Source organism: Wolbachia endosymbiont (group B) of Philonthus cognatus, from assembly GCF_947179345.1.
Lineage (GTDB): Bacteria > Pseudomonadota > Alphaproteobacteria > Rickettsiales > Anaplasmataceae > Wolbachia.
In genome coordinates this window covers 939527-953812 of record NZ_CAMXBG010000002.1, presented here as the reverse complement: position 1 = coordinate 953812, position 14286 = coordinate 939527, and the positions used below count along the sequence as shown (strand labels likewise).

The 14286-nt window shown below is 34.5% G+C and carries 12 protein-coding genes and 1 pseudogene; 9 read left to right on the top strand and 4 right to left on the bottom strand.

The window, feature by feature from the left end; genetic code table 11:
- Positions 1–7 precede the first annotated feature (7 nt).
- From iscU to ONG78_RS06375, 4 genes are read left to right on the top strand one after another with little or no spacing between them, the layout of a single operon-like run.
- Complete coding sequence (gene iscU / locus ONG78_RS06390) at positions 8–391, top strand: Fe-S cluster assembly scaffold IscU (protein WP_007302620.1); 384 nt, start codon at positions 8–10, stop codon at positions 389–391.
- Between the two features lie 5 nt (positions 392–396).
- On the top strand, positions 397–783 hold the full coding sequence (locus ONG78_RS06385; RefSeq protein ID WP_006012614.1) for a HesB/IscA family protein: 387 nt from the start codon (positions 397–399) through the stop codon (positions 781–783).
- Complete coding sequence (locus ONG78_RS06380; protein WP_264375344.1) at positions 776–1234, top strand: iron-sulfur cluster co-chaperone HscB C-terminal domain-containing protein; 459 nt, start codon at positions 776–778, stop codon at positions 1232–1234. The genes ONG78_RS06385 and ONG78_RS06380 overlap by 8 nt, the downstream gene beginning before the upstream one ends.
- Complete coding sequence (locus tag ONG78_RS06375; protein ID WP_264377959.1) at positions 1212–3104, top strand: Hsp70 family protein; 1893 nt, start codon at positions 1212–1214, stop codon at positions 3102–3104. Before ONG78_RS06380 ends, ONG78_RS06375 begins: the two co-directional genes overlap by 23 nt.
- A gap of 3 nt (positions 3105–3107) precedes the next feature.
- Here the strand turns inward: ONG78_RS06375 and lepB are convergent, their stop codons facing one another.
- Entirely contained in the window at positions 3108–3893 is a 786-nt protein-coding gene (gene lepB / locus ONG78_RS06370) for a signal peptidase I (protein WP_264377958.1), read from the bottom strand.
- A 199-nt stretch (positions 3894–4092) separates the two neighbouring features.
- Here lepB and ONG78_RS06365 point away from each other — a divergent pair, with 199 nt between their 5' ends.
- Entirely contained in the window at positions 4093–4449 is a 357-nt protein-coding gene (locus tag ONG78_RS06365; protein ID WP_264377957.1) for a TrbC/VirB2 family protein, read from the top strand.
- 2 nt (positions 4450–4451) lie between these two features.
- On the opposite strand, the gene ONG78_RS06360 is transcribed toward ONG78_RS06365, so the two are convergent.
- Both ONG78_RS06360 and ONG78_RS06355 read right to left on the bottom strand, forming a co-directional pair.
- Positions 4452–5450, bottom strand: coding sequence for a pyruvate dehydrogenase complex E1 component subunit beta (locus tag ONG78_RS06360; protein ID WP_264377956.1), 999 nt, complete (start codon positions 5448–5450; stop codon positions 4452–4454).
- 60 nt (positions 5451–5510) lie between these two features.
- Positions 5511–6812, bottom strand: a complete 1302-nt coding sequence (locus ONG78_RS06355) for an ankyrin repeat domain-containing protein (protein ID WP_264377955.1) — start codon at positions 6810–6812, stop codon at positions 5511–5513.
- A gap of 325 nt (positions 6813–7137) precedes the next feature.
- On the opposite strand from ONG78_RS06355, the gene uvrA reads away from it, so the two are divergent.
- Positions 7138–9951, top strand: coding sequence for an excinuclease ABC subunit UvrA (gene uvrA, locus ONG78_RS06350; RefSeq protein ID WP_010405033.1), 2814 nt, complete (start codon positions 7138–7140; stop codon positions 9949–9951).
- Between the two features lie 51 nt (positions 9952–10002).
- The gene (locus ONG78_RS06345; protein WP_264375339.1) at positions 10003–10707 is read left to right on the top strand and encodes a ComF family protein; all 705 of its coding nucleotides are present in this window, start codon (positions 10003–10005) and stop codon (positions 10705–10707) included.
- Positions 10708–10822: 115 nt separating this feature from the next.
- Here the strand turns inward: ONG78_RS06345 and ONG78_RS06340 are convergent.
- Positions 10823–11104, bottom strand: a pseudogene (locus ONG78_RS06340) (transposase); the annotation flags it as partial.
- A 483-nt stretch (positions 11105–11587) separates the two neighbouring features.
- Between ONG78_RS06340 and ONG78_RS06335 the strand changes: the two are divergent.
- Together ONG78_RS06335 and ONG78_RS06330 are read left to right on the top strand one after the other, a co-directional pair.
- Positions 11588–12547, top strand: coding sequence for an ankyrin repeat domain-containing protein (locus tag ONG78_RS06335; RefSeq protein ID WP_264376432.1), 960 nt, complete (start codon positions 11588–11590; stop codon positions 12545–12547).
- A 305-nt stretch (positions 12548–12852) separates the two neighbouring features.
- The gene (locus ONG78_RS06330; protein ID WP_264377954.1) at positions 12853–14208 is read left to right on the top strand and encodes an AAA family ATPase; all 1356 of its coding nucleotides are present in this window, start codon (positions 12853–12855) and stop codon (positions 14206–14208) included.
- Positions 14209–14286 lie beyond the last annotated feature (78 nt).

Below are 14286 nucleotides of genomic sequence, written 5' to 3'. Positions count from 1 at the left end.
TAGTTCTATGAGTTATAATGAGAAAATTTTAGATCATTACGAAAATCCAAGGAATGTTGGCTCTTTGGACAAAAATGATCCAAATGTTGGTACTGGTTTAGTTGGTGCACCATCATGCGGAGATGTAATGAAACTGCAAATAAAGGTCAACGATAAAGGTGTTATTGAAGACGCAAAATTTAAAACTTTTGGTTGTGGTTCTGCCATTGCTTCAAGCTCTTTGTTAACAGAAATGATCAAAGGGAAAACTATTGAGAATGTAACAAAGATAAAGAACACTCAAATAGTGGAAGAATTGTCTTTGCCGCCAGTAAAGATACACTGTTCAGTACTTGCTGAGGATGCTATAAAAGCTGCTATTCATGATTATCAAAATAAACAAAAACATTGAGGAACATGAGTGAATTTCAAGGAGTAAATTCTGTTAAAAAACCTATCACTCTAACTGCAAATGCAGTAGAGAGGGTAAGGTTTTTATTGGACAAAAAGAAGCATGCTAACCTTGAAGAAGCAATAGGAATAAGAGTTCTAATTAAGCAAAAAGGATGCTCTGGTTTAAAATATGATATTGAATATGCATATGATGTTCGTCCTTTGGAGTCGGTAATTGAAGAAAGCTGCAGTGATGATCAAAAAGTCAAGGTGCTGATCGATCCAAAATCTATCATGTTTATCCTTGGCTCTGAAATGGATTATGTAGAGGAAAAATTCTCATCAGGTTTTATTTTCAAAAATCCTAATGAGAAAGGAAAATGTGGTTGTGGAGAGAGTTTTCATGTCTAGCAACCATTTCACATTATTTGGAATTGAACCGGCTTTTAACATCAGCTTTGATGAGCTGGAGAAAAAATATATTGAGCTAAGCAAAACTGATATAAATGAAAGAGAGTCCAAAAATATGGAAAGTATCAACAAAGCTTATCAGGTACTGAAGTCACCGCTAAAGCGTGCCGAACATTTGTTGGATCTTTTTGACGTACAAAGCAAAAAAGAGCATCTTGATCCTGAAATATTAAATGAATCAATGGAAATAAGAGAATACTTTCTAGACTGCGATGATTTACAATTTGCAAGTAGGATGATTGATGAAAAGGTAAAAGATTGTACTAAAAACCTAATTAATGCTTTTGCTACAAAAAATTTTGATGAAGCTGCTACGCAAGTTTTTAGATTGAGATATTTATATAAGTCATTTGAGGAGATGAAGGAAAATGCGGCCAGTTCAAATTTCTGAACCAAGTTCAAATGAGGTAGTTTTTGGTATAGATCTTGGAACTACTAACTCTTTAATTGCCATGGTAAATAAAGCTGGCAATGTAGAAATATTTAAAGATGAGCAAGGTCGTGAACTATTACCTTCTGTCATTTCATATGAAAAGGATGTACTAAAAGTAGGCTACGATGTTGGCGAAAACGCTATCTGCTCTATAAAACGCTTAATGGGTAAAAGTGTTAAAGACTTGCATAAAGAAGGTATCAATTGTGAAATAGATAACGAAAGTGAAAAAGTTATTAGGGTAAAATGCTCAGAAGAAAAGTATCTCACTCCTATTGAGATCTCTGCTGAGATACTCAAAACTCTATGCAAGAGGGTAAAAAAATTCACAGGGATGAAAGTTAACAAAGCAGTGATTACTGTACCAGCTTATTTTGATGATTCAGCACGTAACGCAACCAAATATGCAGCAAAATTAGCTGGCATAGATGTTCTTCGCCTCATTAATGAACCAACCGCTGCAGCACTTTCTTACTCCATTGGAAAGAACAATAACAGTGGCATATATGCAGTTTATGACCTCGGTGGTGGAACATTTGACATTTCAATATTAAAATTACATCAAGGAGTGTTTCAAGTTCTTGCAGTTGGTGGTGATACTAAACTTGGTGGTGATGATTTTGATCATCTACTTAGTTTAATCGTGCTTGAAAAGTATAGAGAACAGGTAGGTTTAAATAAAAAATGCTCTAGTGTCATCCCAGTCTGGGATCCAGAAAGTTTGATTGCAAGTGAACACACCAGAAAGTTATATAATAAGAACTGGATTCCAGTGTCAAGCACTGGAATGACACCATCTGATACAACTACCTACAAATTACAACATTCATACACTAAAACTGGTATCTGCAATATACGTGCTATAAAAGAGTACCTAAGTGAAGATACCTCTGGCACTTTTGAATTCAGCATCAATGGTGAATTATTTAAGTGCAAAATTACCAAAGAAGAATTCGAGCAAGCAATCAGTCCTTTGGTTAATAAGACTATAAATATAGTTACTCGTACTATAAGCAACATAGATCTTAAAATCGATGATATAAAAGGGGTAATTTTAGTTGGTGGCGCAACTAGAGTGCCATTAGTGCAAAATTCACTAATCAAACTCTTTGGCAATAAAGTGCTGAATGATGTGGATCCGGACAAAGCAGTTGCCAATGGGGCAGCTTTGCAGGCTCATTATTTAACTTCAAACTCAAAAGATAGGAATATTCTCCTTGATGTGCTGCCTTTATCACTTGGCATAGAAACTATGGGGGGAATAGTTGAAAAAATTATACCAAGAAATACACCACTACCAGTTTCAGAAATAAAAGAGTTTACAACTTACGCTAACGGGCAAACAGCAATGAAAATTCACGTTTGTCAAGGAGAACGTGAAATGATAAAAGATAATAAATCTCTAGCACGATTTGAACTCAAAGGTATACCACAATTGCCTGCAGGTTCTGCAAAAGTTGAAATAGGATTTACAGTTAGCATTGATGGAATATTGACTGTCACTGCAAGAGAAAAAACTACTGGAGTCGAACAGACAGTTGAAATAAATTCAAGCTCTGGCTTAAGTGAAGAAGATATTCAAGATATGGTCAATCAGTCAGTAAGTAACTTTGATGAAGACATGAAGGCTCGTTCCCTTGCAGAGGCTAAAATTAACGGTAACAAGCTCATACATCTAGTTGAAAATGTTTCCACTGAGCAAAAGTTAAAAATTTTACTACAGAACGTAAAAGACGCTTTACAGGAAAATGACTTAGACAACATTAATAATGCTATCTCTGAGTTAGAAAACTCTGCTTTAGAATTATGCGAATCAGCAGACAGATAGAGTTCATACAACTTTGTGAAGTACCCTGTCAAATCTCAGAGCAATAGGTAACCTAAAATCAAACGGCAACCAATCAACTTTGCCTAATTTAAACGATAAACCAACCATGCTTACGCGTCCAACTATATTTTCAGTTGGTATTAACCCAATTTCAGAAAACCTGCTATCAAAAGAATTATTTCTATTGTCTCCCATAACAAAAAATTGATCATCAGGCACATAATAAACTGGAGTATTGTATGATAACTTATTAGAAAGATTATCTATTAGAATTTCATGCTCCTTGCCGCTCGGGAGTGTTTCGATGTATCTTGCTATATTACGCTTTGACTCATAATCAAAAAAATTTTCAATTTGTCTTCGCTTTACTTTCTGATCATTTAAATATAACTCCCCCTCTATCATTTGCACTTTATCGCCCGGTATTCCTATTACCCGCTTAACAAATCTAATGCTGTCATTTCTTGTAGGCTTGAAAACTATTATATCACCACGCTCCGGAGGGGTATAAAAGATTCTACCGCTAAAGATGTTTGGAGAAAATGGAAAAGAGTGTTTACTATAACCATATGAATATTTACTAGTAAAAATATAATCTCCCTCAAGTAGAGTGCTTTTCATTGAACCAGAAGGAATATGAAATGGCTCAAATAAAAGACTGCGTATTGATAGAGCAATTAGTAGCAAAAAAAACAGTGAAGATAAAAACTTTCTCGTTCTTGCTATCCGGTTCTCTCTCAATTCTTTCAATTTTATTTTCTTTATAAATTTAAGCTTATCATAACACATAAAAGTGGTAATGTGAAATTTTACTCATGGGTGTTATTGCTCTTTTTCGAAAGTCGAAATAAGCTCTCAAGTAATTGACAGTGATTGATAACCAATAGACATCATTTGCTATGCAATATTGTATAAATCACAATGCTAGTTTTACTGAAAATTATACTATTTTAGATATAATTATAATATTTAAACTTAAGGTATAGGGATGAACCCTACAATTAGAAAGGTTTTTTGTATTCTACTTATAGCATTATTTATTTCTTTTTCTCATGTTGGAAGTGCTGCTAACTCTAATGACGATACAACTGCTCAAGTAATATGTAATATTATTGGCTACGTTTGGGGAATAGGTGGACCGCTTATGACCGTAGTGATAATAGGAGCAGCTTTACTTGCAATATTTGGTAGAATGCCGTGGCCTGCTCTTTTCGCCCTCGGTGTATTTTGCGCTGTGTTTTTTGGCGCTAAAACTATTGTCATAAAAGTAATGGGTGGTATAAACTCTACAAATGCCTCTTTTATGGAAGAATGTGGAACGGGAGATAAAAAAAAGAGTCAATAGGACTATTTCTTTCTAAAGCAGACTTGGTGCACAGCTTCAACTATATCTTCCACTTGTGGTAATGCTTTCTTTTCTAGGTTTGCAGCATAAGGTAAGGGGACATCCTTGCCGGTTACCCGTACAACCGGAGCGTCAAGGTAGTCAAATCCTTGTTCCATAACCATGGCTGAGAGTTCTGCTCCTATTCCTGCAAATGGCCAACCCTCTTCTATGCTTACTAATCTATTGGTCTTCTTAATAGAGTTAATAACTGTTTCAGTGTCAAGTGGTCTTAAGGTTCTGAGGTCGATAACTTCAGCTTCTATTCCTTCACTAGAGAGTAAATCTGCTGCATTTAACGCATCCATTAGTTTCAATGAAAAAGCAGTGATAGTTACATCCTTTCCTTCCCGTATAACAGCAGCTTTGCCTATCTCAAGTAGATAATCTTTATTTGATAGCTCAGAGTCAGGAACTTCATGCTCATGTCCATAAGCGATCTCGTTTTCTAGAAATATTACCGGATTAGGGTCACGAATTGCAGCTTTAAGCAGACCTCTGCAATCGGAGGCAAAGTAAGGTGCTATTACTTTCAACCCTGGAACATGCGAATACCAAGATGCAAAGCACTGAGAATGTTGTGCAGCAACTCTTGCTGCAGCTCCATTTGGTCCACGAAATACTATAGGGCATCCAAGTTGTCCACCCGACATATAATTTGTTTTTGTTGCGGAATTCACAATTTGGTCGATAGCCTGCATAGAAAAATTAAAAGTCATAAACTCCACTATTGGCCTAAGTCCAGCAAATGCTGCTCCAACAGCAAGACCAGCAAATCCATGTTCGGTAATAGGTGTATCAACTACCCTATTTTCTCCGAACTCTTTCAGTAATCCTTTTGTTACTTTATAAGCACCATCATACTCTGCAACCTCTTCACCCATGATAAATACATCAGGGTCATTTTGCATTTCTTCTCTGATTGCCGTGCATAACGCTTCTCTTACACTTAAGCTTGCCATTTGTAAATCTGTAAATTTCAACTGAAATAACTATATCAAAATTACCAGGAAGCGCACAAGTTAAGTTTTACAAGCATCATGTTGCATTGAGCATTGAATACTTACTTCTTTTAATTCAGTAGGTTGCGGTGATAGTGCGTATGTAACTCCACCGACTATCAATGAAGACATCACAGAAATTGCAATCATTGATAGAATTGGTAATTGGAAAGCTACACTAAAGATAACACCTACTGTCAACATGGTTACAAGGTTTACAGAAGCAACTTTTAAGAAACACAGTTGTCCTTTTTCTGTTTTTTCTAGTAATACTTTATTTGCTTTGGTTTTGCTTAATTCACTATTAAGTGTTGTATTTTTACTTTTTAGATCTTGTATTTGTTGTTTTAGTGATTGATTCTCTTCACTGAGTTTATCAAGTACTTCTAACCTATTCTCATGTCCACCCATGCAATTCTTTACCCGTTTTAATTCCTCATCTGCCTCTTGTAATTTCTGGATTTGGCTATCTCGCAACTGAATTTGAGATGGCAAACTTTCTAAAGTTTGATTATCAACTGCCTCGTCGTGATTTATTTCGGAGCAGGAAGAGGTATTAAATGTAGTTTCAAGTTCTAGACCGCTGTCATCACTACTAACACTTTCGTCAATAGGAGTCTGTTTACCACTACATGTAGCACTTTTTCTTTGCGGTGACTCAAATTTTTCTACCATATTCTTAACACTAACACGTAAGTCTTGCTCACTTACTAAACTGTCACTACTTTCGCACGTAACAGGAGCCTGTGCACCACTACGTATGGTATCATATTGTTTCACAGAATTTATAACATCTGCTGGTGCAGCAGTTTTTTTCTCATGCTTTGTACAAAAATTTTGTTCTGCTTCCTTTAACATTTTTACTATAGCTTCTTTATTTTCTATATTACCAACCACCTCCCTTGGAGTCTTATTTTTGCTTTTTAATGAAGGATTAACTCGATCATCACTTAGTAGTTGTTTTACCATGCTTTCATGTCCACAAGAAGCAGCAATATGCAAAGCAGTTAGCCCATCATTTTTAGAACCATCTTTTACTCGAGCGCTAACACTTGCTTTCTTTTTCATTAGAAATTCCGCTATCAAAAGATTGTTGCATGCTGCAGCAAGATGTAACAACGTCCAATCTTCTGCAGCTTCTTCTGAAAATTTTATACTAAATTGATGTTCTTTACTAAAATTTTTACTAAACTTGTTGTACTCTCCTGCATCTTTTCCTTTTAACTCATTCTTTATTCTTTCAAGTAAATTATCTTCATCCAAACCTCCACTTTTACTTACCTCATTTATTATTTCAAAAAACTTCTCCTTCTCTATTGCCACAACCTTTCCCTCTCAATTTATTTTTATCACTGCATAATCTCACAAAAAAGTTAAATTTATCAAAATTCTATATTTTATATAAAATAAAATTTCCTGTTTCCAAAAATTGGTAAGCATGTTTTTGATGAGATTGTAGAAAACATACTTTTATGACACCATTTGTTGTACGAACTAACTTGGCGAAAACAGATGTTCATATAGTTGTGTGGCAAAATGTTTTGCACTAGTTATGCTACTTCGTTTTCCATAACAGTTGAAAAAATTAGTAGCAAGTTGTTGTGAGTTTATGTATTTTGAGGCTGTAATGGTCAAAGGTACATGAAGTATGATCAGAGTTAAAGGTGCAAGAGAGCATAATTTGCAGGGTATTGATGTCAATATACCAAAAAATAAGTTAGTTGTTATAACTGGACTAAGTGGTTCTGGTAAGTCTAGCCTTGCATTCGATACGATTTATGCAGAAGGCCAACGCCGATACGTCGAAAGTCTATCGGCTTATGCACGTCAATTTCTTAATATTCAAGATAAACCAGATGTTGAGTCAATCACAGGCCTCTCTCCTGCAATATCAATTAATCAAAAGTCGATCTCAAAAAATCCAAGATCAACTGTTGGAACCGTTACTGAAATTTACGATTATGTACGTTTGATATATGCACGAGTGGGAATACCTTATTCGCCTGTAACTGGGTTGCCAATAACGAAACAGGCTGTATCTCAAATTGTAGATACTATTATAGCATTACCTTTAGAAACTAAAATATATATACTTGCTCCTATTGTGCGTGGCAGAAAAGGAGAGCACTTCAAAGAGATATTGGAAATTAAAAAGCAGGGTTACGTGAGACTAAAAATAGATGGTGAAACATACAATATAGATGACTTGCCTAAACTCGACAAAAACAAGAAACATGATATTTTTGTTATTGCAGATAGAATCTCCATGTCAGATGATATAGGAAATCGACTACCAGGCAGTATAGAATCAGCATTGAGGCTGGGCCATGGCTTAATGTATGCAGAAATAGTGAACTTACCTGATAACCACAATTCCGAGTATAAAAATGGTCAAACTTTAACTTTCTCAGAGAATTTTGCATGTCCTGAGTCTGGCTTTACTCTTGAAGAAATAGAGCCAAGATTGTTTTCTTTTAACAGCCCCTACGGTGCATGCAGTTCATGCAGTGGGCTCGGTAAAAAACTAAGTGTTGATGCAAAGCTAATAGTGCCAGACGAAACGCTCTCGATATCTGAAGGTGCTTTAAAGCCAATTGGATCAATGTTCCGTCAAGTGCATACAAACTATGGATTGCTAAAAAATGCAATTCTATCACTGGCTGAAAATTGCAAATTTAGCCTTGATGTTCCGTGGAAGAATATAGACCAAAAAGTGAAGGATTTAATACTTTTTGGCTCTAGAGAAATGAAATTTCAAGGTTTGGTCAGTATCCTAGAACGCCAGATGGATTACGATGCATCACTTATTGATAGGTATTGTTCTGTTACTGACTGCAAAGAATGTGCTGGCTATAGATTGAGAAAAGAAGCACTTACAGTGAAAATTGACGAAAAACATATAGGTGAAATATCAAGGCTCAGCATCGATGAATCCCTTAAGTGGTTTGGAAATTTATCAGACAAACTTACAGAACAACAAAGGCAAATTTCAAATAAAATATTAAACGAAATAATCAAAAGGCTGACATTTTTAAAGAATGTAGGGCTAAATTACCTTACACTTGACCGTGAATCTAGCACTCTCTCTGGTGGTGAAAGCCAGAGGATCAGGCTTGCTTCGCAAATTGGCTCTGGTTTAACAGGAGTGCTATACGTGCTTGATGAGCCCTCAATTGGCCTTCATCAATGTGATAATGATCGATTAATTACCACACTTAAAAATCTGAGAGACATGGGTAATACTGTGATTGTTGTTGAACATGATGAAGACACAATAATGGCTGCTGATTATGTGATTGATATTGGTCCTGGAGCTGGCGTGAATGGAGGAAAAATCGTTGCAGAAGGAACACCAGATCAGGTACAAAAAAATTCAGAAAGCATAACAGGACAGTATTTAAGTGGAAAGAAGGAAATTTCAATTTCAAAAAGAAGAAAGCAAACAACTCAGTTCATAAAGGTAGTTAATGCTTGTGAGAACAACTTAAAAAATATAAATGTTGAATTTCCTATAGGGAATTTTATTTGTGTTACTGGAATATCAGGAGGAGGGAAATCAAGTTTAGTGATAGAAACATTATATAAATACTCAGCACACAAGATAAATCATTCATCTGCAAGGCATGGTCAATGCGACAAAATAGAAGGCCTTGAGTATATAGATAAAATTATAGAAGTTGATCAATCGCCAATTGGTAGGACCCCAGCATCAAATCCAGCAACATATGTTGGTATGTTTACTCACATCAGAAATTGGTTTGCAGGTCTCCCAGAGTCGAAGGCACGAGGTTACAATATAGGCCGATTTTCATTTAATACCAAGGGAGGAAGATGTGAAGCTTGTAAAGGTGATGGGCATTTAAAGATCGAGATGCATTTCCTACCGGACGTTTATGTGAAATGTGAGCAATGTAGAGGACAGAGGTATAACCGAGAAACATTGGAAGTTACTTACAAGGGAAAATCAATTTCTGATGTGCTTGATATGACAATAGATCAAGCATGTGACTTTTTTGAAAATCTTCCAATGATAAAGGAAAAGTTGATTTCTTTACAGGAAGTAGGGCTTGGCTATATAACTCTTGGACAGTCGTCAACAACGTTGTCCGGGGGTGAAGCACAACGAATAAAGCTGTCTAAGGAACTATCAAAGCGATTTACCGGGAAAACATTGTATATTCTCGATGAGCCAACAACTGGGTTACATTTTGAAGATGTAAATAATTTACTGAAAATACTCCATAGGCTAGTTGATTTAGGAAATACTGTTATAGTTATTGAGCACAATTTACATGTTATAAAAACTGCTGATTACATAATAGATATTGGTCCAGAGGGTGGAGTAAAAGGTGGCGAAGTGGTTGCTGTAGGAACTCCAGAAAAAGTTGCACAGACTCCAAAAAGCGTTACAGGCAAGTATCTTAAAACATATTTATTGGATCAAGTATCGACTATTTCTTAATAATTAGGTTACGAGGAGCATTTTAAAAGGTATACCTAACATATTTAATTCATGAATCTTCTCTTATTAAAAAAAGCTACAGATCTCATATTTCCAAACGTATGCGTAAGTTGTGAACGTATAATTGATAAAAGTTATGATTTATGTAGTGAATGCAATAAAAAAATCAATTTTTTAACTAAGCATTACTGTAATGTTTGTGGTGTAGTAATTCCAGATAACATTGATACATGTGGTAAATGCATCAGTAACCCTTCACCATTTAAAGTATTAAGATCAGTTTTTGCTTATGATGAACATAGCAAAAATATGATTATAAATTTTAAATTTTTTGATAATTTAAATTATGTGAAAGTCTATGCAAAGTGGATGTACACAACTAACAAAGACATATTTCAAAATGCAGAGGTCATAGTTCCCATACCGCTACATAAAATACGCTTATTTAAACGTAAATATAATCAAGCAGCATTGCTCGCGAAGGAATTAAGTAAGTTATCTAATTTATCTTATACACCATTTGCAATAAAGCGTATTCGTCACACCAAACCTCAAGCTGGTCTTTCACTTAAACAGCGTGAAAAAAATTTGAAAAATACTTTTAAAGTAAGTAACAGCGAAATTATCAAAAACAAAATCGTGATATTGGTTGATGATGTAGTAACAACTGGCGCAACCGCAAGGTCTTGCTCTCAGGAAATTTTAAACTCTGGTGCAAGAGAAGTGAGAGTGCTATCGCTTGCAAGAACTGTATGAAAATCAGCTTTAAGGTATAATTTTCATTTTTGAAAACTGTTTAGTGTCTTAGTACTAACTTCTGTATCATTCCTCTTAAAAAAAAGTCTAGTTATAGTGTATACGGAGTCTATAATTATAGCTCTTTTTCTAATAGTTCGAATAGCTGAATATTCTTTCTGGCTAAATTTTTTATAACAAACCAATGGTTTGATTAAAATCAGGAGAATATGGAGGCAGATATATAACTTCAGCACCGACACTTTTAACAAAGTCACTTATTTTCTATGAAAAGTTGCATTATCCAAAATCACCCAGCAAAAAGCTTGAACTAGCTATTAAAAACGTCTGTATCGCAATAGCCTTCAAAAATCATAGGCGCCATAATTTTTCCCTTATTCAAAGCTGCAATCATATTTTTGAATACTCACTGCATTCAGAAAAAAATAGGTACATGCTAGTGTAATAGCACTGGATGTAATAATTGGAACAAGTAAAAAAGCCTCTATTAGTTTTCTTATAGAGCTGGCTGGTTTAATGCTGTTATTATTCAATGATGCAAAATAATTTTCACTAAGGTTGGCCATCCATTTTGCGCCAGATAAGACCCCCTCACTATTTTTTTTAGATAAGTTGACTTGTATTTGCTTTCCCATGTTTATAATTATGCTAATAATAAATATGATAAGATCAATATAAATTTTTTACTTCCGTGTTTTTTCTATTGTTGTTTATAATGACTATAGTTACATCACATATTTCTTTCAATTAAATAGATCAGTTATTTATTGCAAATCACTGACTTTTTTAATGGATTCTTTTTCTAAATAATTTCCAAAAATGTGTTTACTTTTGTTTGTAATTGTGTAGTAACTGCAACGTAAAGTTATAGGAGGTAAAGATGGATTTTGAAAATCTGAAAAAGATATTAAGTGCAATTGATAAAGATGCAAGTGTAAATAAAGATAACGTAATTAATAAAATAAAAGAGGTATTGCGAAGGGAAGATACAATAGCGTATCAAGAGTGGGAAAATAAAAATTTTAGTATAAATCATACATTCATCCAAAGTGATCCTGATGCCGAATTTACATTATTAATTGCAGCTGCAGCAGCTGGCTGTAAGGATTTAGTGAATGTTTTATTAGATAGGCATGCGGATGTTCATGTAGAAGGTGAAAATAGAGAGACTGCTTTGCATCATGCCGTTTATAGTCGATGTGTAGGTGTAGTAAATGCTCTACTAAAAAAAGGTGCTGATGTTAATGTAAAAGACAGAAGTGGTAGTACTCCTTTGCATTATGCTACTTTAAGTAACCATGTAGAGGTAGTAGATGCTCTGTTAGCTGAAGGCGCAAGTGTTCATGTAAAAGATAGAAATGGTAGTACTCCTTTGCATTATGCTGCTAAAAATGGCTATTTAGAGATAGTAGATGCTCTACTAGACAGAGGTGCAGATGTTTATGAAAAAGATAGTTTGAAGAAAACTCCTTTGTATTATGCCATTATAAATCACCAAGAAGATACGGTAGAGAGTATAAAAGGGTTTTTAAAAAATAAAGTAGTTCAAGGTAGTGTAGTTGTTGGTGGCTTAGTTGCCATGTTAGGGAATTTTGTAACATCGACGCTTTTTATAACCGAGACAATGGAAATTACATTAACATCTGTTACGGCAGCAATAGCTGTATCTGCATCAACATCATTAACATCTGGTTATGCTAAATATCTAATGTCAAAATTCGATAACGAAATAAAAGAAATAAAAGAGCGACAAAACGTAATGGAAGGGAGGCAAAGCTTAACAGAAGGGTGGCAAAATGTGAATCTACAAAGCATACTTATACATAATGCTCTTTCGTAACTTTTTACTTCCGCACTTCTTTAGTGTTGCTTATAATAACTATAGATTTAGATCTTAATTAGAGGCTTTAATTACCTACTTTAAGTTATTGAATTTCTTATCATAGCATTTATCATTCCAGTACCCTGGAATGATAGAAAAAGAACACTGAATTAAAAATACAACATACCATCTTATATCTTAATACTGCATAATACCTCGATCATAGATTGATTAAGGATGCCTTAAGTTAGTCTTGCTTTACTATGAAAAGCTTGTACTCTTTAAATGTATTATTTATAAATTAACTGTTTATAAGCTAAAATATGTCTAATAGAGCTAATATAACTTTTTTTATAGCTGGTGCTATTGCTTCCCTTACATTAATTACATCTGGAGTTTTTGCTGTAGCTCCTTACGTTGCATTTTTATCTTCAGTTGCAGCTTTAAATATAGCTCCCCCTGTTATTTTTATTTTATTTGCGCTTTCTGCAGTAGTAATTGTGTTTTCATATAAAATGATTAAACAAAATAAAAAATCTCAAGAAAACTCGAAAGCTGAAGTCGAAGAGCCGAATAAAGGGTTAAGGAAAGAAGAAAATAAGCTAACTCCAATTAAAGAAGAATTAGAAGATGGAAAGGATAAAGAAAATAAATACGGGTTTAGTGGTCTAGAAGAAAAAGTTCATAGAATTTCAGAGAATTTTGTAACGAAAGATGAAGTGAATGGGTTAAAAAAAGAGGTTAGTGATCTTTCTGCAAGGTTAATTAATAGTCCTGCAACAAAAAATGAAGTAGAAGTAAAGTTGAATATAGCATTTTATGCAAAAGGTGAAGAAAGAGGATGGAATACAACATTTAGTGATATTATATTACCAAGTGACATAAAAGAAAATTTGAGAGAGATTTGTAAATCAAAAAGCGGAGGATATCTCTTAAATGGTAAAGGAGGGACTGGTAAGAGTAGTATTTGTGAAGCGATTGCGAGTGAAATTAAATCTCAATTTGCTGTTATGCGTATTTCTGCATCTTCCTTATGTAATATATCGAATATAGATCAAGTTTTTGAGAGGGCAAGAAAAAACACTCCTTGTATAATTATTATGGAAGAGATTGACGGCATTGGTCTAGATCGCAAGAGTGGTAAGAACAAGAATGTAGAATCTTTAACTCATTTACTCGATAAATTGAATAAAACCTTTCTTGAAGAAAATATAGTAATTGCCACAACTAATTGTGCGAATGATTTAGATGAAACACTAGTTAGGCATGAGCGCTTGGGAAAAATTGAGATTCCTGGGCTAGAGAAAGAAAGTATACGTAGGGGGATACTAAAAGAATATCTAAAAGAATTAAGCCAGAGAGATATTGAAACTATTGTAAATAATACTAATGGTTTTTCACCAGCAAATCTGATTGGTTTAGCCAAGTATATAGAAAAGGAGAGGGAAAAAATGAAAAGTAAAGGCAAAAGTACTCCTTTTTCCACTTTATGTAAAAATTTCAAGAAGGAACATAACATAAAAGATGAGCCAGATAAGAAACATCGTAACAGTAAAACTAAAAACGAGGGGTCTTCTGGAAGCTCATTCTCATCTAGAAGCTTATCTAGAAGTTCATCAGTAAGCTCTTCATTGAGTGATGTATCTTCTCGAGGAAGTAAGCGGCAAATCGAGGAATAAAGAGAATTACTACACAGTCTGGGATGACGCCATGCAAGTCGAATCATGTCATTCCAGTGCTTGACAATAGTTTTTATC

What these genes read in the sequence shown, in the direction of transcription:
- iscU (WP_007302620.1), top strand. Translation starts at nt 8, where the DNA reads ATGAGTTATAATGAGAAAATTTTAGATCATTACGAAAATCCAAGGAAT.
- ONG78_RS06330 (WP_264377954.1), top strand. Translation starts at nt 12,853, where the DNA reads ATGTCTAATAGAGCTAATATAACTTTTTTTATAGCTGGTGCTATTGCT.
- ONG78_RS06365 (WP_264377957.1), top strand. Translation starts at nt 4,093, where the DNA reads ATGAACCCTACAATTAGAAAGGTTTTTTGTATTCTACTTATAGCATTA.
- ONG78_RS06385 (WP_006012614.1), top strand. Translation starts at nt 397, where the DNA reads ATGAGTGAATTTCAAGGAGTAAATTCTGTTAAAAAACCTATCACTCTA.
- ONG78_RS06380 (WP_264375344.1), top strand. Translation starts at nt 776, where the DNA reads ATGTCTAGCAACCATTTCACATTATTTGGAATTGAACCGGCTTTTAAC.
- ONG78_RS06345 (WP_264375339.1), top strand. Translation starts at nt 10,003, where the DNA reads ATGAATCTTCTCTTATTAAAAAAAGCTACAGATCTCATATTTCCAAAC.
- ONG78_RS06335 (WP_264376432.1), top strand. Translation starts at nt 11,588, where the DNA reads ATGGATTTTGAAAATCTGAAAAAGATATTAAGTGCAATTGATAAAGAT.
- lepB (WP_264377958.1), bottom strand. Translation starts at nt 3,893, where the DNA reads ATGTGTTATGATAAGCTTAAATTTATAAAGAAAATAAAATTGAAAGAA.
- ONG78_RS06375 (WP_264377959.1), top strand. Translation starts at nt 1,212, where the DNA reads ATGCGGCCAGTTCAAATTTCTGAACCAAGTTCAAATGAGGTAGTTTTT.
- ONG78_RS06360 (WP_264377956.1), bottom strand. Translation starts at nt 5,450, where the DNA reads ATGGCAAGCTTAAGTGTAAGAGAAGCGTTATGCACGGCAATCAGAGAA.
- uvrA (WP_010405033.1), top strand. Translation starts at nt 7,138, where the DNA reads ATGATCAGAGTTAAAGGTGCAAGAGAGCATAATTTGCAGGGTATTGAT.